This window comes from Pseudomonas oryzihabitans (assembly GCF_024652905.1).
Lineage (GTDB): Bacteria > Pseudomonadota > Gammaproteobacteria > Pseudomonadales > Pseudomonadaceae > Chryseomonas > Chryseomonas benzopyrenica.
Genome location: NZ_CP102428.1, coordinates 2,029,851 through 2,052,132, shown reverse-complemented (window position 1 = coordinate 2,052,132; position 22,282 = coordinate 2,029,851). Strand labels below are relative to the sequence as shown.

The following is a 22,282-nucleotide window of genomic DNA, read 5'->3' as shown; positions in this document are numbered from 1 at the left end:
GGCGATGCACAAGACCCTGCGTGTGGCGATAACCCTGAGCGTGGTACTGCTCGCCATCCTGGCCGGCACCTGGCTGTGGCATTTCTATCTCTACACCCCCTGGACCCGCGATGCGCGGGTACGGGCGGACGTGGTGGTGGTGGCGCCCGACGTGTCCGGCTGGGTGACGCGCCTGGCAGTGGTGGACAACCAGCTGGTAAAGCGCGGCGATCTGCTCCTGCAGATCGACCAGCAGCGCTATCAGGCCAATCTCGACCATGCCAAGGCGGTGGCCGATACGCGCCAGCAGCAACTGCGTCTGCGCGAAAGCGAGGCGGCCCGGCGCCAACGTCTGGGTACCAGTGCCATCAGCGCGGAGGACCGCGAGACCGCCCAGGTCAATGTCGCCGTCGCCCGCAGCCAGTACCAGGAAGCCCTGAGCGACGTGAACCTGGCCCAGATCAACCTGGATCGCAGCCGGGTGCTGGCGCCGCGGGAGGGGCGGATCACCAACCTCAGATTCGCCGAGGGCAACTATGTGCAGACCGGCCAGGCGGTGATGGCGCTGGTGGATACCCGTTCCTTCTACGTCATGGCCTATTTCGAGGAAACCAAGATCCCCCATATCCACCCCGGTGATGGGGTACGGGTGCGCCTGATGAATCAGGCGGCGCCGCTGCAGGGGCGGGTGGCGAGCATCAGCAGCGGCATCACCGATCGCAATGCGGCCAACGATGCCCAGTTGCTGGCCAACGTCGAGCCGACCTTCAACTGGGTGCGCCTGGCGCAACGCATTCCGGTGCGCATCGAACTGCTGGACGTACCGGCGGATATCCACCTCAGCGCGGGGATGACGGCGAGCGTCTCGGTGCTCGATGGCGAGGGTCACCACCCGCTGCAGGGCTGGCGTCGGCTCTGGGATTACTGAGGTCGGAGAAGGTACGACTAAAGTCGTCTGGAAGCCTTACCGGGCGGGCCTAGAGTAGAGCTCGACGCTCCCGTCATGCTGTAAGGAACAACAATAATGAATGACAGCACCTACCGGCGGATTGAAGCCAGTCCGCGTTTCCAAGAACTGGTGACCAAGCGCGGGCGCTTTGCCTGGACGCTCTCCGCCATCATGCTCGGACTCTATTCCGCCTTCATTCTCCTGATTGCCTTCGCCCCCAGGGTCCTCGGTACCCGTATCCATGCGGAGACCGCCATGACCTGGGGTATCCCCCTGGGCGTCGGTCTGATCCTGTCGGCCTTCGTCCTGACCGGTATCTATGTACGCCGGGCCAATGGCGAATTCGATCGGCTCAACGCGGAAATCCTCCGGGAGGTGCAGCCATGAGACGTCTTTCCCTGGCCGCTGCACTGCTGGCCCTCTCGCCTTCGCTGTGGGCGGCCGACGCCATCAGCGGCGCGGTCCAGCGCCAACCCCTGAACGTCTCCGCCATCCTGATGTTCGTGGCCTTCGTCGGCGCCACCCTGGGTATCACCTACTGGGCCTCCAAGCGCAACCGCTCGGCGGCGGACTACTACGCCGCTGGCGGGCGCATCACCGGTTTCCAGAATGGTCTGGCCATCGCCGGTGACTACATGTCGGCCGCCTCTTTCCTGGGCATTTCCGCCCTGGTGTTCACCTCCGGCTACGACGGCCTGATCTACTCCATCGGCTTCCTGGTGGGCTGGCCTATCATCCTGTTCCTGATCGCCGAGCGCCTGCGCAACCTGGGCAAGTACACCTTCGCCGACGTGGCGTCCTATCGCCTCAAGCAAAAGGACATCCGTACCCTGTCCGCCTGCGGTTCGCTGGTGGTGGTCGCCCTCTACCTGATCGCCCAGATGGTCGGTGCCGGCAAGCTGATCCAGCTGCTGTTCGGCCTGGACTACACCCTGGCCGTGGTGCTGGTGGGCATCCTCATGGTGCTCTACGTCCTCTTCGGCGGCATGCTGGCCACCACCTGGGTGCAGATCATCAAGGCGGTGCTGCTGCTGTCCGGCGCCAGCTTCATGGCCTTCATGGTGATGAAGCACGTCGGCTTCGACTTCAACCGACTGTTCGCCGAAGCCATCGCCGTGCATCCGAAAGGCGAGGCCATCATGAGCCCCGGCGGCCTGGTGAAGGATCCGATCTCGGCCTTCTCCCTGGGGCTGGCGCTGATGTTCGGCACCGCCGGCCTGCCGCACATCCTGATGCGCTTCTTCACCGTGAGCGACGCCAAGGAAGCCCGCAAGAGCGTGTTCTACGCCACCGGCTTCATCGGCTACTTCTACATCCTGACCTTCATCATCGGCTTTGGCGCCATCCTGCTGGTCAGCACCAACCCGGCCTTCAAGGACGCCGCCGGCGCCCTGCTGGGCGGCAACAACATGGCGGCGGTGCACCTGGCCAACGCCGTGGGCGGCAGCATCTTCCTGGGCTTCATCTCGGCGGTGGCCTTCGCCACCATCCTGGCGGTGGTGGCCGGTCTGACCCTGGCCGGTGCTTCGGCGGTCTCCCATGACCTCTACGCCAGCGTGATCAAGAAGGGCAAGGCCAACGAGAAGGACGAGATTCGCGTCTCCAAGATGACCACCGTGGCGCTGGGCGTAGTCGCCATTGCCCTGGGCATCCTCTTCGAGAAGCAGAACATCGCCTTCATGGTGGGCCTGGCCTTCTCCATCGCCGCCAGCTGCAACTTCCCCATCCTGCTGCTCTCGATGTACTGGAAGCGCTTGACCACGCGGGGCGCCATGATCGGTGGCTGGCTCGGCCTGATCACCGCGGTGGCCCTGATGGTGCTCGGCCCGACCATCTGGGTGACCATCCTCGGTCATGCCAAGCCGATCTACCCCTATGAATACCCGGCGCTGTTCTCCATCGCCGTGGCCTTCATCGGCATCTGGTTCTTCTCCATCACCGACAAGTCGGCGGCTGCCGAAGAAGAGCGCGCGCGCTTCTACCCGCAGTTCGTCAGATCCCAGACCGGTCTGGGGGCCAGCGGCGCCGTCTCGCACTGATAGATACCTGCACCAAGACCGAGCCCGGATCCCTGATCCGGGCTTTTTTTTGCCGGGAACACCGGTGGATCGAGGGATGGCAGAGGTCGCCTGACGACTTCGGAATTTTCCGCCGCTGGCGCGGGTCCATGGAACAGGCCCGTCGCTTCGTAGCAACCTGTTACGACGGCGGTCGACCCCTGGCCTTCATGGAGAATGGCAGATGACTCTCTCGACCATCCTGGTTCTGGTGCTGCTGGTCCTGCTCATCGGCGGACTTCCAGTGTTCCCCCATTCGCGCAGCTGGGGCTATGGCCCGTCCGGCATCGTGGGCGCCATCCTGGTGGTCCTGCTGGTGCTGCTCTTGCTCGGCATGATCTAGGCCGTAGCCGCGGCCTGAAAATGCCCCACAAGGATGCATTGGACAAAGGTCTTGCCCAATGCGGTGCAGCGCGGTAACGTCGGCTTTCCGGCCTGCCTTGCCGAGTGCTGTAAACAAAACCGGCGTCTGCGTGAGCAGACGCCGGTTTTGTTTTGCGCGTCAGTTGGCGACCGCGCCGTCCTGGCGGCTGCGCAGATAGAGATCCAGCACGACCTCGTCCAGGATGGAGGAGGCACCCCAGGGACGGCTGCTGTTGAGGATGGCGACCACCACCCAGTTGCGGGCATTGGCGTCCCGGACGAAGCCTGCCAGGGCGCGCACGTTGTTCAGGGTGCCGGTCTTCATGTGCGCCTGGCCGGTCAGCGGCGAATTCTTCATGCGTTTGCGCAGGGTGCCGTCCATGCCGGCCAGCGGCAGCGAGGAGATGAACTCCGGCCCATAGGGGCTCTGCCAGGCCGATCTGAGGATCTCCGCCATCTCCCGCGCGCTGACCCGCTCGGCGCGGGACAGGCCCGAGCCGTTCTCCATGATCAGGTGGCTGGCATTGATGCCCTTGCGCGCCAGCCACGAGCGGATGACCCGCAGCGCCGCCTTGCCGTCGTCGGCATCCGCCGAGGTGCGGAATTGCGCGCCGATGGACAGGAACAGCTGCTGGGCCATGGTGTTGTTGCTGTACTTGTTGATGTCACGAATGATCTCCACCACATCGGGCGAGAAGGCCCGCGCCAGTACCTCGGCGTTGCGCGGCACGCTGCCCTCGCGGGTGCGGCCCTTGATGCTGCCGCCCAGCTCCTGCCAGATGGCCCGTACTGCGCCGGCGGTGTAGGCCGGGTGATCGAGCAGCGACAGATAGCTCTGGGCGTTGCAGCCGTCCGGCAACTGGCCGCTGACGATGAGGCTGGTGCTGCCATCGGCTTGGGGCACCGGATTGAAACGCACGTCCGGCCAGGCGGGACAGCCGCTCTTGCCGGTGGCGCGCATCTGGTTGTCGATGTTGACGTTGGTCAGCGGTGGATCCATGGAGACGCTGACGCGGCCATCGGCCGAGCGCACCACCATGCGTACCGATTTCAGGTTCACCAGCAGCGAATCCGGCCCCACCAGGAAGGTCTTGTTCTCGTCTTCGCCGTCATCGTTGAAGGCCGGCAGATTGGGTTTCACGAAGCGGCCACGATCCAGCACCAGGTCGCCGGTGACCTCCAGCACGCCATTGGCGCGCAGGTCGCGCATGAGCAGCCAGAGGCGCTCCATGTTCAGCTTGGGATCGCCGCCACCCTTGAGATAGAGGTTGCCGTTGAGGATGCCGTCCTTGAGGGTGCCGTCGGTATAGAACTCGGTCCTCCACTGGTAGGTGGGGCCCAGCAGTTCCAGGGCGGCATAGGTGGTGATCAGCTTCATGGTCGACGCCGGATTCACCGAGACGTCGGCGTTGTAGTAGTCGTTTTCGCCCGGGCCGTCGAGGGGCAGCATCACCAGCGACAGATCGCTACCGGGAATCTTGTTGGTCTGCATCGCCTTTTCGATTCGCGGCGGCAGGTAGGAGGTATCGGCACTGACGGGCAGGGAAAAGCCCAGGGCGCAGCAGCTCAGCAGCAGGCCCAGAGATCGGAAAGTCTTTCGCATCGGGACACACACCTTGGCAGGGTACCGGCCTAGTTGAAGAGAAAAGGGGCCGATAGACGTCGGAGTGCGGGCATTATGCAGTAAGGAGGGCGGGACGAGCCAATCCCAAGGGGCAGCACGCAGACAAAGAAACGACCGCCTTGGCGGTCGTGTCTGGAAAGGGCGGGATCAGTTGTAGCCCGTGGCGTCCTTGGTGCGGTCCGGACTGTTGGGCGAAGGCGGATCGCGTCCGTCATCGGTCTTGGCGTGCTCGGTGCGCAGGGGCTTTTCGTCCTTGGGCAGTTCGCGTTCGTCGGCTTTGCGCTTTTCTTCGGCCATGGGATCCTCGTCTGCTTGATTGCCGGTCAAGGTGTGACCGGTGCAGGCGTTTCGCCGTTCCCCTGGGGCGAGGAGTGGTCGGTGAACACGCCGGCGGCCTGCAATTGCCGCAGGGCCTCGTTGACCTGCCGCGCGAAGGTGTCCTCGATGGCGGTGCCGGCCTGATGGCTGGCGGCCAGGGGCAGGAACCAGACCCCCATCCAGGTGCGCACCGAGCTGGCATTGCGCACGCGGGTGGGCGTGCTGCCCCCCGGCGCTAGCCACTCGGCGGTCAGTACATAGTCGTCCCTGGCGGTACCCGGGACGAGAAAGAAGGTGGCACCAGTGATCAGGCCGCTGGCAATGGCCGCGGCATAGGAGGTGCTGTTGTAGAGCTTGAGGCGCAGCAAGGCGTCGTCCGGCCTGCCGGGCTCCGGCACCAGGATGATACGGTCGAACAGCTGGGAGTGCTCCAGGACTTGGCGCAGCCTGGGCTTCAGGCCTTCGCGGGCCACGGCGATGGAGGTCGCCTCCTTGGCGTCTTCGACCTCGCCTCGATAGAAATTGAACTCCACCAGGACCTTGGGACGCTGCTGTCGCTCGCTCGCGGGAGCGCGGAACGGCTGGGAAGGGAGTTCGTCACCGGGAAAGGCGGCGCAACCGGCGAGCAGGAGCAGGCAGAGCAGGGCAGCGAAGGTTTTCACAAGACGCACCTCATCCCTAGGTCGCTATTGCGAACGTTGGTTGGCCGACGTCCGCGCAAAAAAAAGCCCAACCGGGGGTTGGGCTTTTTCGAGAAGGCGGGTGATTAGATCACCTGCACCTCATCGGCCTGCAGGCCTTTCTGGCCTTGCACGACCAGGAAGGAAACGGCCTGGCCTTCTTGCAGGCTCTTGAAGCCGTTACCCTGAATGGAACGGTAGTGAACGAACACGTCCGGGCCGCTCTGGGGGGTGATGAAGCCGAAGCCTTTCTCGTCGTTGAACCACTTGACGGTGCCAGTTTGGCGAGTAGACATGGATTTCTCCTTGAATAAGATGACGTTGTTGTCCGAAGGACGACAGTTTTGAAACGAGGAGAAACCCATGCCGCGAAAGCTGGCCCTGATGTACTCCAGGTTCTCGACAGGTGAGCCGCTTTGTAGAGACAGCCTCACCTGACAGCGATGGATGGTCTCAGACTGGCTTGCGCAAAACAAGACCTTTGAGCTGCTCGATGTTGACTTTAGCGACCATGGTCGAAGTGGTGGCTAGAGCGGGCAAACGGCTGTTGGCGCAGGGGAGGCGTATCGCAATCCTGGGCATGGGCCTGTCGGCTGCCGAAAAGGATCCGTGCTGAATCGTTTCCCTGACGCAGGGTGTCGTTGGCCGAGTCGCTGGGCAGTGCATCGTGCCCGGCAATCAGTAGTGCGTGAGGGCTGATTATTCAGGTTTTCAGGAGCCTGTGAGGATCTGTCTCTTCCATCCTATCGTGTTGCCCACCCGCATTCTGCCAAGGCCATCGTTCGGGGTTCCAGGCGGCGCGATTCGGCCAGCTGAGGTTTATCCAGAGTCTTTTCGTGACCGGGATGGTACTCAAGCGCGGTTGGTACCTAGGAGCGGGTCCCGGCTACGGGAAAGTTTTCAGCCGGTCGAAGCGGACGCTCAGTGGTTGCGGGCAAAGGCTCCTCGTTTTCGCTGTCGCCATAGGCCAGTGGTGTCGAAACGGTGACGGCCTGCTCAATGTGGGTAGTGGCTAGATGCTATTATTTCGTTCGATTCATTACCCCGAACCGCAAGGGTTCAAGGATTTACCGTGAAAAACGGTCTCGAATGCGCAGGACGCGCATTGGGCCACGGACTCGCCGGATACCGGGTCGAGCTTCGTCGCCTGAACCTCAATGAAATACTGGTAGCTGTCTACCATGCCCAGCAGTCGATCAAGCTGACCCAGCGAATAGTGACCAACGAGCAGGCTACCAATCCGTTCTTGCTGAATGCGGTGGTGGCAGCCATGCGGGTCGAGGCTGACACCGTTGGTCTCTTCATCGAAATTCCACTCGCCGATGATTGCCTGACCGCCTGAATCTGGCTGTCACTGGATGCGGGTTGAGTCGGTGAGAAGGCGTCTATCGAGCAAGCGCCGATCACTTTCATGCAAGCAGCGCTGCCCGGACGTCAGCAGGCTCCATCCGCTGTGAACGGCAGGTAGGTCTCCAGCAGGGCATGGCGCCAAACCGTGCCGAGATAGCGTCGCATCGGGTCGAGGTTCGCTACCCGGGCGACACCCGGCGGCCATCAAGACTTCGCACGATACTGAGCGATCCTTTCAAGGGGCCAGGGTAGCGAGCAAGCAGTGGCTTTGCTGATCGCGGTAAAATGCACCGCTTTCTACAGGAGTCTCCACTCATGGCCTTGTTGGGTCGCTTCAACAGCTTGCAGATTTTGCGCAATACCCCCATCGGCCTGTTCCTGGATGCCGGCAACGACGGCGAGGTGCTGCTGCCGCGTCGCTATGCGCCGAGGGACGAACCCTGCGCCGAAGGCGACTGGCTCAACGTCTTCCTCTATCTGGACAGCGAAGACCGCCTGATCGCCACCACCGAGAAGCCGAAGGTACAGGTCGGCGGCTTCGCCAGCCTACGGGTGGTAGAGGTGGGTCGGGTAGGGATCTTCCTCGACTGGGGTCTGCCCAAGGACCTGCTGTTGCCGCACTCCGAAGAGAAGCGGCCGCTGCAGGTGGGCGATCACTGCGTGGTGCACGTGCACCTGGACACTCGCACCCGGCGGATCGTCGCCACCGCGCGGCTGGATCGCTATCTGGATCGCGAGCCGGCGCGCTACAAGGTCGGCCAACCGGTACCGCTGCTGGTCGTCGAGCAGACCGACCTCGGCTATAAGGTGATCGTCGACAACAAGCACTGGGGGCTGGTGCATCGCAACGAGGCCTTCAAGCCGCTGCGCCTGGGCCAGCGCGAGCGCGGCTTCATTCGCGAGATACGGGCGGACGGCAAGATCAGCCTGACCCTGCAGCCCCAGGGGGCCGCCGCCGGTACCGATCTCGCCGAGCAGATCATCAGCTTGGCCAAGGCGCGGGGAGGGGTGCTGGAACTCAGCGACAGCAGTCCGCCGGCCCTGATCCATCAGCTGTTCGGCGTCAGCAAGGGCAACTTCAAGAAGGCCATCGGCCATCTCTATCGCCAGGGCCGGATCGTTATCGAGGACGACCGGATTTCTGTACGCGAGGACGCCGCGGACTAGCGCCGCGACGCGGCGTCAGATCGCTGTCGTGGCTGGGTTGCACCAGGGATTCGGGATCGAAGGTGCGGGCTCGCTCGTCCGGCCCGGCTTCGCGTTCCAGATCGCCGACCAGGCGGGTGATGCGGTCGGCCAGCTTTTCCGAACTCAGGCTCTCGCGCAGTCGCTCGACCATGAGTGGCAGGGCGAAGGGCGAGGGATGGTCCAGGGTGACCAGGCGCAGGGGTAGGGCGCCGGTCCGAGTCAGGGTCTGCTGCAAGCGGTCGGCATCGAGTTCCTGGCGCAGGACCTCGGTCTGGGCCTGGCCGAGCAGCAGGTTATCGGGATCGTATTGGCGAAACACCTGATAGAAGAGGCTGCTGCTGGCCTGCAACTGGCGATTGCTCTTGTGCGCCCCTGGGTAGCCGGAAAAGATCAGCCCGGAGATGCGGGCGATCTCGCGAAAGCGGCGCTGGGCGAGTTCGGCGGCGTTGAGGCTGGCCAGGGTATCGCTGACCAGGTTGTCGGTGGTGAAGAGACTGGCATCGAGCAGCTCCTGCCAGTCCAGGCTGACCGGCGAGACCAGTTCCAGGCCGTAGTCATTGACGGCGATGGAAAAGGTGCAGGGGCGCCGCTGCGCCAGGCGCCAGGCCAGCAGGCTGGCCAGCCCCAGGTGGGCATGGCGCCCGGCGAAGGGATAGAGGAACAGGTGCGAGCCTTCGCGGGATTCCAGGGTCTCGGCGAGCAGGTAATGAGCGCTGGGCAGGGCCGACCACTGCCGCTGTACATCCAGCAGCGGTTGCAGCAGGCGCATTTCCGGGCTCTCGTAGCGCTGTGCCTCGGCGTCTTCCAACAGCGCCAGGACGTGCTTGGCGAGGGTGTCCGAAAGCGGCATGCGACTGCCGCTCCAGCGCGGGATGGCGGCCTTGCGCCCGCTGGCGCGGCGCACGTACACCGTCATGTTCTCCACCCGCACCAGTTCCAGGGTACGACCGGCGAAGAGAAAGTGATCGCCGGGTCGCAGCCGGGCGATGAAGCCTTCCTCGATGTTGCCCAGGCGATTGCCACCGCCGCCCTTGGACCAGAACTGCACATTGAGGCTGGTCTCGCTGACGATGGTGCCGATGCCCAGCCGATGCCGCTTGGCCAGTTGCTTGTCGGGGACGCGCCAGATGCCCTCGGCGTCTGGTTCGGCGCGGCGGTAATCCGGGTAGGCCGACAGGGAAGCGCCCCCGTTGCGAACGAAGGCCAGTGCCCAGATCCACTCGCCGTCGCTGAGGTGGCGATAGGCCCAGGCACTGCGGATCTCCGGCAGCAGATCGTCCGGCTCGAAGCCGCCCCCCAGGGCCACAGTCACCAGGTGCTGCACCAGGACATCCAGGGGCTTGGCGGGTGCGGTGCGCGCCTCGATCTCGCCCGCCGTGATGGCACGGCGGGTGGCCGCCGCATCCAGCAGGTCGAGGCTGTAGGTGGGGACCAGGGTCGCGCGAGAGGCGCGGCCCGGGGCATGGCCGCTGCGGCCGGCGCGTTGCAGCAGTCGGGCGATGCTCTTGGGTGAGCCGATCTGCAGTACCCGCTCCACGGGCAGGAAGTCCACGCCGAGGTCAAGGCTGGAGGTGCAGATCACCGCCTTGAGCTGGCCATTCTTAAGGCCGCTCTCCACCCACTCGCGGGCCTGTTTCTCGATGGAGCCATGGTGCAGGGCGATCAGGCCGGCCCAGTCCGGACGCGCCTGCAGCAGCGCCTGGTACCAGAGTTCGGTCTGGGCGCGGGTGTTGGTGAAGACCAGGGTGGTGGGGCTGTCCTCCAGTTCGCGGATCACCTGCTGCAGCAGGCGCATGCCCAGGTGCCCGGCCCAGGCGAAGCGCTCGACGCCGCCCTCGGGCAACAGGGTGTCCACCTGCAGGCGCTTGTCCTGGCGACCCTGCACCAAATGCCCCGGAGCGCCGGCCAGCAACACGTCCAGCGCATGGGACTGGTTGCCGAGGGTGGCCGACAGGCCCCAGGTCTGCAGCCCGGGATTCCAGCGCCGCAGACGGGCCAGGGCGAGTTGGGTCTGGGTACCGCGCTTGTTGCCGAGCAGTTCGTGCCATTCATCGATGACCACCAGGCGGACATGACCCAGGGCTTCCTGGGCGTCCTCCCGCGACAGCAGCAGCGACAGACTTTCGGGCGTGGTCACCAGGGCCGTCGGCAGCCGGCGATTCTGCCGGGCGCGCTCGCTGCTGCCGGTGTCCCCGGTACGCAGGCCCAGGGTCCATTCCAGCTCCTCGTCGAGCACCGGGCGCTCCAGGGCGCGCAGGGTATCCGCCGCCAGGGCGCGCATGGGCGTCAACCAGAGCACGGTGAGCGGCGGTGGCGCCTGCTTGCGCTTGCTGGGCAGGCCCTTGGCCGTGATCGGCCTGGGCGCGACGAAGGCATCCAGGGCGGCCAGCCAGACGGCGTAGGTCTTGCCCGAGCCGGTGGTGGCGTGCAGCAGGCCGGACTCCCCGGCGGCGATGGCCTTGGCCACCTCGCGCTGGAAGGGAAAGGCCTTCCAGCCCTGGGCGGCCAGCCAGCGACTGCCGGGGCCCTTGCGCGTGCGGGGTGCGGTGGTCATCGTGGCGCTCCTTAAACCGGGTTCGAACGCCCGGTCATCTCGGCCGCCATGGCGGTGGCATAGCTGTCGGTCATGCCAGCGATGAAGTCGATCACCCGCATGAAGGCCTGGTGCAGCGTCCAGGAAGGATCGGGCGCGCTGTTGCCCAGCAGGTCGAGGATGCGCCGACTCTTGAAGGAGGGCTCGCGCCCGCGATGTTGTTCCAGGGCCGCGCCGCAGAAGGCGTTGAGCAGGATTTCCAGGGTGGTGTAAGCGCCGATCTCATGCAGCGTCTTGCGCTTGTCGTGGAAGATCTTTTCCCGGGCCAGCGCCTTGGCGCGCTGCACGCAGAGCTTGGCCGGGCCGGCCATGTGTTCGACCAGGTCATCGCCCAGGGTGCCGGCGAGCAGGGCGTCCTGCTGGTCGACGAAGGCACGGGCGGTGGCGTTGGTCAGGTGTTCGATGGCCTTGCCACGCAGGATGGCCAGCTTGCGCCGCCGCGAATCCTTGGGGCCGAGTTGCCGATAGGTTTCCGGTAGGTCGTCGCCGACCAGGCCCAGCAGCAGCGCCTCGACCTCGGCATAGTCCAGCAGCTCCATCTCCAGGCCGTCTTCCAGATCGATCAGCCCATAGCAGATGTCGTCGGCGGCCTCCATCAGGTAGACCAGCGGATGCCGTGCCCAGCGTTCCGGACCCAGCAGCGGCAGTTCGAGTTTCTCGGCGATCTGCTCCAGCAGCGGCAGCTCGCTTTGGTAGCAGCCGAACTTGTGCTTCTTGTAGCCAGGCGCCGCGGCATAGCGTGACGTCCAAGGGTACTTGAGATAGGTACCGAGGGTCGCGTAGGTCAGGCGGGTGCCGCCGTCGAACTGGTGGTATTCGAGCTGGGTCAGCACCCGGAAGCCCTGGGCGTTGCCCTCGAAGTGCAGGAAGTCCTGGCGCTCCGCCTCGCTCATGTCGTCCAGCCAGCCGCGGCCGGCGGCCTGGGTGAACCAGTAGCGGATGGCGTCTTCGCCGGAATGGCCGAAGGGCGGATTGCCGATGTCATGGGCCAGGCAGGCGGATTGCACCACCATGCCGAGGTCGCTCGGATCGCACCACTCGGGCAGGGCGCCTCTTAGACTCTCGCCCACGCGCATGCCCAGGGAGCGGCCGACGCAGCTCACCTCCAGGCTGTGGGTCAGGCGGGTATGAATGTGATCGTTGCTGGTGACGGGATGCACCTGGGTCTTGCGTCCCAAGCGGCGGAATGCGCCGGAAAAGATGATGCGATCGTGGTCCTTGTGAAAGGGGCTGCGCCCCAGTTCATCCGGGCTGTGCAGGGGTTTGCCCAGCCGTTCGCGGATAAGAAGTGTCTGCCAGTCCAAGGCCGTCCTCGAGCTATCACCGATAGGGGGAGCGCCGACGATTGCCGTTCGGCGCTTCTGCGTTCTGACCTCGGCAACATACGATCATCACCGCTTACTTGGCAAAGCCCGGCAATTGACTGGCATCCAGGTCGATCAGCAGCAGGCGCTGGCCGCTTTCCAGGAACTGGCTGGCGGTCAGGCAGTACTGGTTGGTGGTGGCATCGCGATAGACCGTCGAAAGCGCCAGGCGGCGCTCGTTCCAGCCTTCGGCCAGCAGGGCATAGAAGTAGGGGCGCCAGGACCAGTTGTGATTGAGGTAGCGGCGATTCTCGCGCCAGAACATGCCGTTCCACTCCAGATTCGGGGTGATCTGGGTGCCGGTGCGGTCGCACTGGTAGATGCGCAGCAGCCCGGGAAACGCCTGGGGATCGGGCAGGGCGCTCAGGGGACCGCCGTGTTCCGCCCAGGGTCTGAGCTGGGTGACGAATTCGGCTAACTGCTGGCGCAATTCAAGCAGCCGGGTCTGCTGGGCCAGCTTGCCGTCGACGAAGCGACTGCGCAGGGCGGCGAAGCGCTGCTGATGGCTGTCGCTTGCACCCAGCTCGGCGGTGGCCTCGGCGAAGAGGAAGCCCTGGACGTAGCGGGCGCCGCACTCCAGGGCGAAGTCGAGTTCGGTCTCGGTCTCCACGCCCTCGGCGATCAGCCAGCAACCGGTTTTCTCGGCCATCTGCGCCAGCGCCTTGACCGCCTCGCCCCGGGGGCCACCCCGCGCGGCGGCCTGGAACAACCGCATGTCCAGCTTGAGGATATCCGGTTGCAGATCCAGCACCCGATCCAGTTGCGAATAGCCGGAGCCGAAATCGTCGATGGCGATGCGGATGCCGCGTTCGCGATAGCGGGCGACGGCCTGGGTCAGGCTCGGCAGATCGCCGGCTGCCTCGGTGATCTCGTAGACGATGCGCGTCGGCGCGATGCCGGAGCGCTGCAGCTGCGCCAGACTGGGTAACTCGACGCCATCGTCCAGCTGGCTGATCCAGCGCGGCGAGAGGTTGAGGCTGAGAAACCAGTCATCCGGGGCGCTGGCGAAGCGCTGCAGAGCGTCTTCCCGCAAGGTGCGGTCCAGCTGCAGCAGATCCGGGGTCGGGGTATGGGGATCGGCAAACAACGGACCGACAGAGGTGTAGGTGCCGTCGGCCTGCCGCAGTCGGCCAAGTGCCTCGACGCCGGCAATGCGTCCAGTCGCCGTATCGATGAAGGGTTGGAAGAAGGCAGTGGGTTGACCTGGTAGCACGGTGATTCCTTATCGTCTGACCGCAGTGGAATGCGTGGCGGGATAGCCAGCATGCGATAAGGATGCCACCCGTGAAAACGGCTCCCTGGGGAGCCGTTCGTTCTAACGAGGCGGTGGCAGCGGCTGGTCCGCCTGTTCGCGGTGCCGATTCTGCAGGCGATTGACGATGGGATAGAGCGCCAGACCGATACGGGCCAGGCGACCCACGGCGCCGAGGCGCTTGCCAAACAGCGACAGGAACACCGTGGCACCCAACATCAGGGGCTTCTTCGCTGAACTGGTCACCTTGTCCCGGTTGGGTCGTACCAGATCGCCGATAAGGCTGATGGGATTGTGTAGGGGCTGAGCGTTGTAGATCAGCTGCTGGCGATACATCTCCATGCGCAGCCTGACCAGTTCCTTGCGCTTGGCCTGGCTGGTGGCGGAGCTGAGCGGCTGGTTCATGGCAGTAGGCGCTCCCGGTTGCGATTGAGTTCTTCCAGGGTGGCGTGGAAAGGGGCGGCACCCTTGACCAGGCTCAGTGCCCGCAGGATGCAGATCACCAGCGCCACGGCATAGAAGGCGCACAGACCCAGGGTCGCGGTCATGCGGTAGGTATCCCAGAAGGCGATGATGATGGCCGCCGAAACGCCCACCAGCACCAGCAGACCGAAGATCAGACTCAGGCCGGTAAAGAGGAACAGCTGGAAGGTACGGACCTTCTCTTCCTGGACCTCGATTCCCAGCAATTCCAGGTGGCTCTGCAGCAGCCCTACCACCGCGCCGGCGAGACGCTTGACCGATGGCTTGGGCGCCTCGTCAGGCAGCTCCCGTGGAGGAGAGGAGGTGTCCATGGTGATCCCCCAGGCTTAGCGGCGCGAGGCCAGCAGGCCGATCAGGAAGCCAACGCCGGCGGCGATGCCAAGGGCCTTGAAGGGATTGTCGACCACGTATTCCTCGGTGGTCTCCTTGGCGGCGACGCCCTGGCGGTAGAGGTCATCCTGCTTGGTCTTGAGCACGTCGCGGGAGCGCTCCAGGCTGGAGCTCAACTTGGCGCGCAGTTCGTCCGCCTGCTCACCGGCCATGCTGGCGGTGTGCTTGAGCAATTGCTCGGCGTCTGCCAGCAGGGTGTGGAATTCATCGGTCAACGCCTGCTCGGCCTCGCCCAGATGACGACGGACCCGGTCAGTGTTCTGCTTGTGTGCCTGCTCATGGATGTCAGCAGCAAGCTCGTCTTTGATCACGGGAGGGGTTTTGTCGTTCATGGCGCGCTCCTGATAGGCGATGGGTATCCGTTTCAGCCCTTTCGAGTGAGGGCTCCGACCAAAGGTTCCGCGGGCCAGAGCCGTCGTCAAGGGCGCGCTAGGCGGCTACAGGTCCAAGCACACAGCGGACGAATGGTCATACCTTACCCATTTCGCCCCTTTAAAAGTTCCCCGCTGATCGTCAATTAGAAGAGCTGGCTCACAAAACGGCGTACTAGCGCCATTGGTCGTCTTATTCAAGTAGAGCGCTAGAACTTTGCTGTTTCTATCACTGTCAGTTGCGTCGTATTTGATCATCCATGCACTTCTAGACAAATAACAGGGGGAAGAATGGAAAACGCCATTGATAGACTGACCGCCGCTTTCAGTACTTATAAATGCTCGGTTACGGCACCTCGCCCCGATGGCAGTATCGTGCTGACGGTGCAGGATCAGCAGTGTGACGACGCTCGTGTGAACCGGGTGGTCAGTGCCCGGCAACTGGGCGAGAGCCAGCTGCTGAAGACGGTGATTGACGAGGTTCGCAAGGATGTTTCGCTGCGGGCCGGCGCCCTGGCGCCACAGTCCATGGCGGTGCTGCGTGCCACCGGCGCCAATATGCTGAGATATTCCGAGTAAAGATTCTGCATCAGAAGGCTTCAGCGCGAGACTTGCAGTACGAATGCCTTGGTATTCGTTGGTCTCGAACGTTGAGGAGTCAAAGAGGGCAAAAAAGCCCTGAGCGTTTTTCCCGCGACTTTTCTCTTAGCTCTTGCACTTCAACAGGCGGCATCCCGCACAGGGAAGTTGAGTGGCAGGTAGCTCATACATAGGGCAGGCGACGTCCACTACACCCCAGGACGGAAAGCCCTGTCCAGCCTGCACGGCGGCCAGCCGCGCACTGGCGATCACACCATTGAGCAGATCCTCTTCTCGATACAGCGCCTGGCGCAAGGCCGGCGAGCGATAGAGGATGCGTCCGCATCTGTCCAACAGGGTGAAGGAAAATCGACCGGTACGGTCCGGCAGGGTCGGCCAGACCTTGAGCGGTGCCAACTGCTCGTCGAGCCGCGCACAGGTCAGCTGGTACAGCGAAGCCTGGGCGGATTGCAGCGTCGGTACCGTCTCCACGCCATCCAGTAACGTCGTGGGATTCGCCGTCTGTACCGGACTGCTGATCAGGCCTTCCATGGTTTGCATAGATCCTTGCTCAGTTCGCGACGGTCAGACGGTTAAGGGTACCGCTGCCGCCTGCCAGCAAGGCCGTAACGCCGTGACCTTCGTCGATGGCGATACCCAGCCGGATGCTGTCGATCAGCCGCGCGAGGCGATTGTGGTCGTGCAGCTGCTGTTTGCTGATCAACCGCTTGACCTTGACGCCACTGTCGTCCGACAGCGTCAGACTGACGCTGCCGTCGAGGCGCTCGATGCGGAAATTGACCCGGAAGTCATGCTCGAAGGCTGCGGCGATGAGTTGGAAGGGGTTGTCCATGACGTACCTGACTGGCGTGAGCGGGGTCAGTGCCATTGACTTCAAGGGACAGGGGTAGTTCTGGGAGAGATCCCAGAAGTATGACCGGCGGCCCGTTTCAGCCGCCCACCTGAAGCTCGCGCTCGTTCCAGCACTGCTCGAAAGCCGCTTGCCAGTCGGGTAGCGGCTGGCCCAGCACCGCGGCCAGCTTTTCGGTGGACAGGCGGGAATTGATGGGGCGATGGGCCGGGGTGGGATAGGAGCTGCTGGGGATGGGATTCAGGCGTGCCTTCAACTGACCGGTCTCGCCCAGGCGCCGAGCGATCTGCTCGGCGAAACCGAACCAGGAAGTGGTGCCGTTGGCGGTCAGGTGATAGGTGCCCCAGAGATCGCCCTTGTCGCTGTGGGCCAGCAGGCGGTCAGTGGCATCGGCGATGGTACGCGTCCAGGTGGGCGCGCCGATCTGGTCGTCGACGATGTTCAATTCGTCGCGCTCGCTGAGCAGCCGTACCATGGTGCGCAGGAAGTTGTTGCCCTGCCAGGAATAGACCCAGCTGGTGCGCAGGATGAGGTGACGCTCGGCGTGTTCGCGCACGGCATTCTCGCCGGCCAGCTTGGTCCGCCCATAGACATTGAGCGGGCAGGTCGGATCCTCTTCCCGATAGCGGCCGTCCTGGCTGCCATCGAAGACATAGTCGGTGGAGTAGTGGACCATCGGAATGCCGAGCTGTTGGGCCGCCCGGGCGAAGACTTGGGGTACCCGCGCGTTGATCAGGGTAGCGGTCTGGGCATCGTTCTCGGCGGCGTCCACGGCGGTATAGGCGGCGGCATTGATGATGACGTCGGGCTTTGCGGCCAGGACGCGGTCATGAAGCGCGTCCAGCTGGGTGAAATCCACCTGGGCCCGGCCAACCACGGTGACCTGGGCCTTGGCGGCCAGCAGCACTTGCAGTGCCTGGGAAAGTTGTCCGTGTTGACCCGCGATGAAGACGTTCATGAGACTGAGCTATTCCAGAAGGCTGACGCGTCCATGCCTGTTTGACCGGTTGGGCGTCGCCGTGACAGCCCTGAGCGAAAAGGGGCAGTCTACCCGATGACCGGCAGAGGACAAGGCTAGCCTTTGGCCTGCCTGCCGCTCTGAGCGTTGGCTCTAGCCTGCGGGCTGTCCCTGGGCCTCGGGTACGGAGGAGCCTGAAAAAATATGTTTCACGAATACTTGACAATTGTGCGACCACTGACAGGTTTCCGTTGGTCATTTTTTCGGTGAGTTGTGCACAACCTGTGCTAGCGCTTGTCAAGCCCACTCGATGCCAGGGTTTTCCCAACCAAAAATCCTGCTTTTGAATTAAGTTATTGATTACGTTGAACTTATCAAAGTGATTAAAAAATGATCAACTTGTTCGGGGCGCCCGCAGAGCAAGGCTCCGGGTTCTTTTCCACCATGTTTTCAACAAAGTTATCAACAGAAGCTGTGGATTGTTCCGTGGGATGAGGGCCGCAGAACCTTAATCGACGCTGAACGAAAGACCTATCGAAGGCAGCGTTCAGGCAGTGCTGTCCAGGTCAACCGGACAAGGCCAGCTGACGACTCAACAGGGCACGCAGCGAGGCCGGCTTGACCGGTTTGGGCAGGAAATCCAGCCGCGCCTGGCGGACCTTGGCCAGGCATTCCGGGCGGCCATCGGCGCTGATGACGATGCCCGGGATATCCTGCCCCAGCCTCTGGCGGATCCATACGGCGACATCCGGACCGGTATCGGCGTCGCTCAGGTGGTAGTCGACGATGAGCAGGCGCGGCACCAGGCCCTGTTCCAGCAGGGCGGCGCATTCTTCGCGACTGCGCGCGGTCCAGACCTGGCAGCCCCAGCGACCCAGCAGGCTGCGCAGGCCCAGCAGGATGCTGTCTTCGTTGTCGATGCACAGCACCGGATCGCCCGCCAAGGGTTGGGCGGCTTCGCTGGCAGTGGCCGCCTGGATGGCGAGGGCGGGCGCCAGGGGCACCTTGACGCTGAAGACGCTGCCGTGGCCCGGCCAGGAGCGTACCGAGAGTTCGTGGCCGAGCACCCGGCAGAGGCGGTCGGCGATCGCCAGACCAAGGCCCAGGCCCTTTTCCGCTCGGGTCTGGTGGCTGTCCAGTCGCTTGAATTCCTCGAAGATCAATTCGAGCTTGTCCGCCGGAATGCCAGGACCGCTGTCCCAGACCTCCAGGCTCACGCTCTGGCCCTGACGACGCACCCCGAGCAATACCCGGCCATGGGCGTATCTCAGGGCGTTGGTGAGGAAATTCTGCAGTACCCGACGCAGCAGCTTGCTGTCGCTGTTGACCACCAGCTGACTGCCGCGGATGCGCAGGCTGGTGCCCTGATCCTGCGCCAGGGCCTTGAATTCGACGCCCAGGGCGTCGAACAGAGTGGCCAGGGGGAAGGGTGCCGGCGTGGCCAGGATGCGCCCGTTCTCCAGGCGAGAGATGTCCAGCAGATCGGCGATCAGGTCTTCGCTGGATCTTAGGGCACTGTCCATGTTGCGTACCAGCTCCTGGGCCTCCTGGGCCAGGCCGTCCTGGTGGGCGAGGGCGGCGGTGAACAGGCGGGCGGCGCTCAGCGGCTGCATGAGGTCGTGGCTGACCGCGGTGAGGAAGCGACTCTTGGACTGGTTGGCCGCTTCCGCGTGGGCCTTGGCTTCCTCCAGTGCCTGGTTGAGCTGGGAGAGTTCGCGGGTGCGTTCTTCGACGCGCTGCTCCAGGCCTTCGTTGGCTTCGCGCAGGGCGCGCTCGGCCTCGCGGAAGGCGGTGATGTCGGTAAAGCTCATCACGAAGCCGCGCCCGGGCATGGGGCTGCCGATCAGCTCGATCACCCGGCCATTGGGAAAGGTGCGTTCCGAGGTGTGGGGGATGCCCTGGCGCATCCGTTCCACCCGGCGGGCCACGTGCTCGTCGGCATCGCCCGGTCCGCAGAGGCCGCGCAGGGCGTTGTAGCGGATGATCTCGGCGATGGGCCGGCCGACCTGGATCATGCCGTCGGGATAGTCGAACAGTTCCAGGTAGCGCTGATTCCAGGCCACCAGGCGTAGCGACTGGTCGACCACGCTGATGCCCTGGGAGATGTTCTCGATGGCGCCCTGCAGCAGCGCCCGGTTGAATTCCAGCACCTCCGAGGCTTCGTCGGCGATGCGCACCACGTCGTCGACCTGCATGTCGCGGCCTTCGATGGCGGCCTTGACCACCGCGCGCGCGGAGGAGGCGCCGATCACCCCGGCCAGCAGTCGCTCGGTCTGGGCGATCCATTCGCTGTTGGCGTTCATTCCGGGGTGATAGGTCAGGCCGCTCTGCTCGGCGAAGCGGCTGAAGCTCAGGCGGGCGCGCTCGTCGCCGACGAACCGGGCCGCGAGCAGGCGCAGGTCCTCCAGCTTGACCGCCAGCAGGGCGCGATTGCGCGGCCGGGGCAGGGCGTACTGGGCGATGAAGCGCCCGGCCTGCCAGTATTCCGAGACCCGGGTGCGCGAGAGCAGCGACACCAGGGCGAACAGCAGGAAGTTGCCGGCCAGGGACACCAGGGCGCCGACGGTGGTCGGCTGCAACGTCCGCTCACCCGTGGGCTGCTCGAACCAGGCCAGACCGGGAAAGGCCCCCAGCGGCCATTGCAGGCTGGTGGCCACCACCGGCAGCACCATCAGATAACCCCAGAGCAGCGCTCCGGCGGTGAGCCCGGCAAAGACGCCGCGGCGATTGGCGGCCTTCCAGAACAGCGCTCCGACCATGGCCGGTCCGAGCTGGGCGATGGCGGCGAAGGCGATCTGGCCGATGGTGGCCAGGCTGGCATTGGAGCCCAGCAGGCGATAGCTGCAGTAGGCCAGGACCAGGATGACCACGATGCTGGCGCGGCGCACCGTGAGCATCCAGTGGCTGAACACCGCATGGGGACTCTCCACCTGGCCCCGGCGCTTGAGCAGCCAGGGCAGGACGATATCGTTGGAGATCATGGTGGAGAGCGCGACGCAGGCGACGATCACCATGCCGGTGGCCGCCGAGGCGCCGCCCAGAAAGGCCAGCAAGGCCAGCCAGGGACGCTCCTGGGCCAGCGGCAGGCTGATGACGAAGGAGTCGGGCAACACGCCGCCGGGCAGATGCAGCTGGCCGGCCAGGGCGATGGGGATGACGAACAGGGCGGCCAGCGCCAGGTAGAGCGGAAACACCCAGCGCGCCAGGTTGACGTCCCGGGTATCGGTGTTTTCCACCACCGTGACATGGAACTGGCGCGGCAGGCACATCACGGCGATGAAGGCCACGCCGGTCTGGATCAGCAGGCCCGGCCAGTCCAGCGTCTCGCGCCAGTATTCCTGCAGCTGCGGCGCCTGCTGGGAGCGGGCGAGCAGATCGCTGAAGCCATCGTGCAGGTCGTAGGTGACCCAGAGGCCGACGGCGAGAAAGGCGGCGAGCTTGACCAGGGATTCGAAGGCGATCGCCAGCATCATGCCGCGATGGTGCTCGGTGACATCCAGGTTGCGGGTGCCGAAGAGAATGGCGAACACCGCCAGCACCAGGGAAACGAACAGCGCCGTGTCCTGGGCACGAGTGCTCAGGGATTCGGCATTGATGCCGGTCAGCAGGTTGACGCCGATCACGATGCCCTTGAGCTGCAGCGCCAGATAGGGCAGGACGCCGACCAGGCAAATGAGCGCGACGACGATGGCCAGGGTCTGGGACTTGCCATAGCGGGAGGCGATGAAGTCGGCGATGGAAGTGATGTTTTCCTTCTTGCTGATCAGCACCATCTTCTTGACCAGTTGCGGTGCCAGCAGCAGGAAGAGAATGGGGCCCAGGTAGATGGGCAGGAACGACCAGAGCTGGTCAGCGGCCTGGCCGACCGCGCCGAAGAAGGTCCAGCTGGTGCAGTAGACGGCCAGCGACAGGCTGTAGACCCAGGCCCGCAGGCGCGGCCTGAGCGGTGGGCGGCGATCGCCATAGAAGGCGATGGCGAACAGCAGGGCCAGGTAGCCGAGGGTAACGGTGATGATCAGCCCGCTGGGCAGGGACATGGCGACTCCAGACATTCCAGGCGCCCATCGCGCCCGGACAAAGTGTCGCACCTTGGGGTGCCAGACGTCAGTTCTGGCGCGCGATGGGATGACGGTGGGTTGAGCCAGACGGCCGGCCCTGTTAGGTTGGCGGGCTGATTCAAGCGAGAGAGACCGTCATGTTCCAAGCGCAGCCCATTTCCCTGCAACGTGGTGCGCTGCGCCTGGACCCCCTGGCGGAGGGCGACGTGCTGGAGCTGGTCAGCCTGGCCGAGCGCAATCGCGAGGCGCTGCACTACCTGAGCGGCCCCCTGCGGCCGGATTGGTATCGTCAGGCGCTGGCCGAGGGGCGCGAGGGGCGCGCCTTGCCCTTCGCCGTGCGGATCGCCGACCGGCTGGTGGGCACTACCCGCTTCGCCGACTTCCTGCCGGCGCTGCCCGCCGCCGAGATCGGCTGGACCTGGCTCGACAGCGAGCAGCATGGCAGTGGTCTCAACGGCAACATCAAGTACCTGATGCTACGCCATGCCTTCGAGCACTGGCAGCTGGTGCGGGTGCAGCTCAAGACCGCGGCGACCAACCTCAGGTCCCAGGCCGCCATCGAGAAGCTGGGCGCGGTCCGTGAAGGCCTGCTGCGTCATCATCGGCGGCTGGCCGACGGTCGTCTGGACGACACCGTTATGTACAGCATCACCGACCGCGAATGGCCCGAGGTGAAGGCGCGGCTGGAGGCTTCCTTCAATTAGGCACAGGGCCTGGGCTACCGCTCGTCGGCAGTGCCAGGACCGCGAGGGGTCTATGTCGCTTGTTTGGCGTCAGTAATCCAGCGCGAAGTCCTTCCAGACCAACAGTTTTCCGCGAAACGGCCGACATGCCTGCTCAATGGCAAGAATTCGC

22 protein-coding genes are annotated in these 22,282 nt (G+C 64.4%); 8 read left to right on the top strand and 14 right to left on the bottom strand.

The window, feature by feature from the left end; genetic code table 11:
- Positions 1–4: 4 nt before the first annotated feature.
- From NRG74_RS09570 to NRG74_RS09555, 4 genes are all read left to right on the top strand, one after another.
- Positions 5–907, top strand: a complete 903-nt coding sequence (locus tag NRG74_RS09570) for an efflux RND transporter periplasmic adaptor subunit (RefSeq protein ID WP_257706373.1) — start codon at positions 5–7, stop codon at positions 905–907.
- A 96-nt stretch (positions 908–1,003) separates the two neighbouring features.
- A complete protein-coding gene (locus NRG74_RS09565) occupies positions 1,004–1,315 on the top strand; it encodes a DUF485 domain-containing protein (RefSeq protein WP_017639709.1) in 312 nt (103 codons plus the stop codon).
- A complete protein-coding gene (locus NRG74_RS09560) occupies positions 1,312–2,967 on the top strand; it encodes a cation acetate symporter (protein WP_017639710.1) in 1,656 nt (551 codons plus the stop codon). Before NRG74_RS09565 ends, NRG74_RS09560 begins: the two co-directional genes overlap by 4 nt.
- Positions 2,968–3,169: 202 nt before the next feature.
- Positions 3,170–3,328 carry a DUF3309 family protein gene (locus NRG74_RS09555; RefSeq protein ID WP_007159093.1) on the top strand — a complete coding sequence of 53 codons (159 nt, stop codon included), beginning with the start codon at positions 3,170–3,172 and terminating at the stop codon, positions 3,326–3,328.
- Positions 3,329–3,487: 159 nt separating this feature from the next.
- On the opposite strand, the gene dacB is transcribed toward NRG74_RS09555, so the two are convergent.
- The 4 genes from dacB to NRG74_RS09535 all read right to left on the bottom strand — a co-directional run bounded on the left by dacB (position 3,488) and on the right by NRG74_RS09535 (position 6,266).
- Complete coding sequence (gene dacB, locus NRG74_RS09550) at positions 3,488–4,951, bottom strand: D-alanyl-D-alanine carboxypeptidase/D-alanyl-D-alanine endopeptidase (protein WP_017639712.1); 1,464 nt, start codon at positions 4,949–4,951, stop codon at positions 3,488–3,490.
- 168 nt (positions 4,952–5,119) lie between these two features.
- On the bottom strand, positions 5,120–5,269 hold the full coding sequence (locus NRG74_RS09545) for a hypothetical protein (RefSeq protein WP_017639713.1): 150 nt from the start codon (positions 5,267–5,269) through the stop codon (positions 5,120–5,122).
- Positions 5,270–5,295: 26 nt separating this feature from the next.
- Positions 5,296–5,952, bottom strand: coding sequence for a hypothetical protein (locus NRG74_RS09540; protein ID WP_257706372.1), 657 nt, complete (start codon positions 5,950–5,952; stop codon positions 5,296–5,298).
- A gap of 104 nt (positions 5,953–6,056) precedes the next feature.
- Complete coding sequence (locus NRG74_RS09535) at positions 6,057–6,266, bottom strand: cold-shock protein (RefSeq protein ID WP_007159089.1); 210 nt, start codon at positions 6,264–6,266, stop codon at positions 6,057–6,059.
- 776 nt (positions 6,267–7,042) lie between these two features.
- Between NRG74_RS09535 and NRG74_RS09530 the strand changes: the two genes are divergently transcribed.
- Both NRG74_RS09530 and NRG74_RS09525 read left to right on the top strand, forming a co-directional pair.
- Positions 7,043–7,312: a hypothetical protein gene (locus tag NRG74_RS09530; protein WP_231356421.1), complete on the top strand. Its 270-nt coding sequence runs from the start codon at positions 7,043–7,045 to the stop codon at positions 7,310–7,312.
- Between the two features lie 323 nt (positions 7,313–7,635).
- Positions 7,636–8,487: a CvfB family protein gene (locus tag NRG74_RS09525; RefSeq protein WP_068385518.1), complete on the top strand. Its 852-nt coding sequence runs from the start codon at positions 7,636–7,638 to the stop codon at positions 8,485–8,487.
- On the opposite strand, the gene NRG74_RS09520 is transcribed toward NRG74_RS09525, so the two are convergent.
- The 6 genes from NRG74_RS09520 to NRG74_RS09495 all read right to left on the bottom strand — a co-directional run bounded on the left by NRG74_RS09520 (position 8,441) and on the right by NRG74_RS09495 (position 14,922).
- A complete protein-coding gene (locus NRG74_RS09520) occupies positions 8,441–11,062 on the bottom strand; it encodes a ligase-associated DNA damage response DEXH box helicase (protein ID WP_257706371.1) in 2,622 nt (873 codons plus the stop codon). The genes NRG74_RS09525 and NRG74_RS09520 overlap by 47 nt on opposite strands.
- 11 nt (positions 11,063–11,073) lie before the next feature.
- Positions 11,074–12,405: a deoxyguanosinetriphosphate triphosphohydrolase gene (locus tag NRG74_RS09515; protein WP_027596852.1), complete on the bottom strand. Its 1,332-nt coding sequence runs from the start codon at positions 12,403–12,405 to the stop codon at positions 11,074–11,076.
- Between the two features lie 94 nt (positions 12,406–12,499).
- Positions 12,500–13,678: an EAL domain-containing protein gene (locus NRG74_RS09510; RefSeq protein ID WP_257706370.1), complete on the bottom strand. Its 1,179-nt coding sequence runs from the start codon at positions 13,676–13,678 to the stop codon at positions 12,500–12,502.
- 102 nt (positions 13,679–13,780) lie between these two features.
- Positions 13,781–14,122, bottom strand: a complete 342-nt coding sequence (locus NRG74_RS09505; protein WP_017639720.1) for a hypothetical protein — start codon at positions 14,120–14,122, stop codon at positions 13,781–13,783.
- Positions 14,119–14,511 (bottom strand): phage holin family protein, encoded by a 393-nt coding sequence (locus NRG74_RS09500; protein ID WP_017639721.1) that lies wholly within the window; start codon positions 14,509–14,511, stop codon positions 14,119–14,121. Before NRG74_RS09500 ends, NRG74_RS09505 begins: the two co-directional genes overlap by 4 nt.
- Before the next feature lie 15 nt (positions 14,512–14,526).
- Positions 14,527–14,922: a DUF883 family protein gene (locus NRG74_RS09495; RefSeq protein ID WP_017639722.1), complete on the bottom strand. Its 396-nt coding sequence runs from the start codon at positions 14,920–14,922 to the stop codon at positions 14,527–14,529.
- Positions 14,923–15,252: 330 nt separating this feature from the next.
- Here NRG74_RS09495 and NRG74_RS09490 point away from each other — a divergent pair, with 330 nt between their 5' ends.
- Positions 15,253–15,540, top strand: coding sequence for a DUF3509 domain-containing protein (locus tag NRG74_RS09490; RefSeq protein ID WP_007159080.1), 288 nt, complete (start codon positions 15,253–15,255; stop codon positions 15,538–15,540).
- A gap of 126 nt (positions 15,541–15,666) precedes the next feature.
- Here NRG74_RS09490 and NRG74_RS09485 read toward each other — a convergent pair whose 3' ends face one another.
- From NRG74_RS09485 to NRG74_RS09470, 4 genes are all read right to left on the bottom strand, one after another.
- A complete protein-coding gene (locus tag NRG74_RS09485) occupies positions 15,667–16,092 on the bottom strand; it encodes a hypothetical protein (protein WP_257706369.1) in 426 nt (141 codons plus the stop codon).
- 19 nt (positions 16,093–16,111) lie between these two features.
- A complete protein-coding gene (locus NRG74_RS09480; protein WP_257706368.1) occupies positions 16,112–16,393 on the bottom strand; it encodes a DUF3509 domain-containing protein in 282 nt (93 codons plus the stop codon).
- A gap of 97 nt (positions 16,394–16,490) precedes the next feature.
- Positions 16,491–17,369, bottom strand: a complete 879-nt coding sequence (rfbD, locus tag NRG74_RS09475) for a dTDP-4-dehydrorhamnose reductase (protein ID WP_184291137.1) — start codon at positions 17,367–17,369, stop codon at positions 16,491–16,493.
- Positions 17,370–17,935: 566 nt separating this feature from the next.
- The gene (locus tag NRG74_RS09470; RefSeq protein WP_257706367.1) at positions 17,936–21,406 is read right to left on the bottom strand and encodes a hybrid sensor histidine kinase/response regulator; all 3,471 of its coding nucleotides are present in this window, start codon (positions 21,404–21,406) and stop codon (positions 17,936–17,938) included.
- A 158-nt stretch (positions 21,407–21,564) separates the two neighbouring features.
- On the opposite strand from NRG74_RS09470, the gene NRG74_RS09465 reads away from it, so the two are divergent.
- Positions 21,565–22,131 (top strand): GNAT family N-acetyltransferase, encoded by a 567-nt coding sequence (locus tag NRG74_RS09465; protein WP_017639728.1) that lies wholly within the window; start codon positions 21,565–21,567, stop codon positions 22,129–22,131.
- Positions 22,132–22,282: the final 151 nt, after the last annotated feature.

Coding starts and splice junctions, on each gene's coding strand:
- NRG74_RS09570 (WP_257706373.1), top strand. CDS start 5: ATGCACAAGACCCTGCGTGTGGCGATAACCCTGAGCGTGGTACTGCTC.
- NRG74_RS09565 (WP_017639709.1), top strand. CDS start 1,004: ATGAATGACAGCACCTACCGGCGGATTGAAGCCAGTCCGCGTTTCCAA.
- NRG74_RS09560 (WP_017639710.1), top strand. CDS start 1,312: ATGAGACGTCTTTCCCTGGCCGCTGCACTGCTGGCCCTCTCGCCTTCG.
- NRG74_RS09555 (WP_007159093.1), top strand. CDS start 3,170: ATGACTCTCTCGACCATCCTGGTTCTGGTGCTGCTGGTCCTGCTCATC.
- dacB (WP_017639712.1), bottom strand. CDS start 4,951: ATGCGAAAGACTTTCCGATCTCTGGGCCTGCTGCTGAGCTGCTGCGCC.
- NRG74_RS09545 (WP_017639713.1), bottom strand. CDS start 5,269: ATGGCCGAAGAAAAGCGCAAAGCCGACGAACGCGAACTGCCCAAGGAC.
- NRG74_RS09535 (WP_007159089.1), bottom strand. CDS start 6,266: ATGTCTACTCGCCAAACTGGCACCGTCAAGTGGTTCAACGACGAGAAA.
- NRG74_RS09525 (WP_068385518.1), top strand. CDS start 7,636: ATGGCCTTGTTGGGTCGCTTCAACAGCTTGCAGATTTTGCGCAATACC.
- NRG74_RS09520 (WP_257706371.1), bottom strand. CDS start 11,062: ATGACCACCGCACCCCGCACGCGCAAGGGCCCCGGCAGTCGCTGGCTG.
- NRG74_RS09505 (WP_017639720.1), bottom strand. CDS start 14,122: ATGAACCAGCCGCTCAGCTCCGCCACCAGCCAGGCCAAGCGCAAGGAA.
- NRG74_RS09500 (WP_017639721.1), bottom strand. CDS start 14,511: ATGGACACCTCCTCTCCTCCACGGGAGCTGCCTGACGAGGCGCCCAAG.
- NRG74_RS09495 (WP_017639722.1), bottom strand. CDS start 14,922: ATGAACGACAAAACCCCTCCCGTGATCAAAGACGAGCTTGCTGCTGAC.
- NRG74_RS09490 (WP_007159080.1), top strand. CDS start 15,253: ATGGAAAACGCCATTGATAGACTGACCGCCGCTTTCAGTACTTATAAA.
- NRG74_RS09485 (WP_257706369.1), bottom strand. CDS start 16,092: ATGGAAGGCCTGATCAGCAGTCCGGTACAGACGGCGAATCCCACGACG.
- NRG74_RS09480 (WP_257706368.1), bottom strand. CDS start 16,393: ATGGACAACCCCTTCCAACTCATCGCCGCAGCCTTCGAGCATGACTTC.
- rfbD (WP_184291137.1), bottom strand. CDS start 17,369: ATGAACGTCTTCATCGCGGGTCAACACGGACAACTTTCCCAGGCACTG.
- NRG74_RS09470 (WP_257706367.1), bottom strand. CDS start 21,406: ATGTCCCTGCCCAGCGGGCTGATCATCACCGTTACCCTCGGCTACCTG.
- NRG74_RS09465 (WP_017639728.1), top strand. CDS start 21,565: ATGTTCCAAGCGCAGCCCATTTCCCTGCAACGTGGTGCGCTGCGCCTG.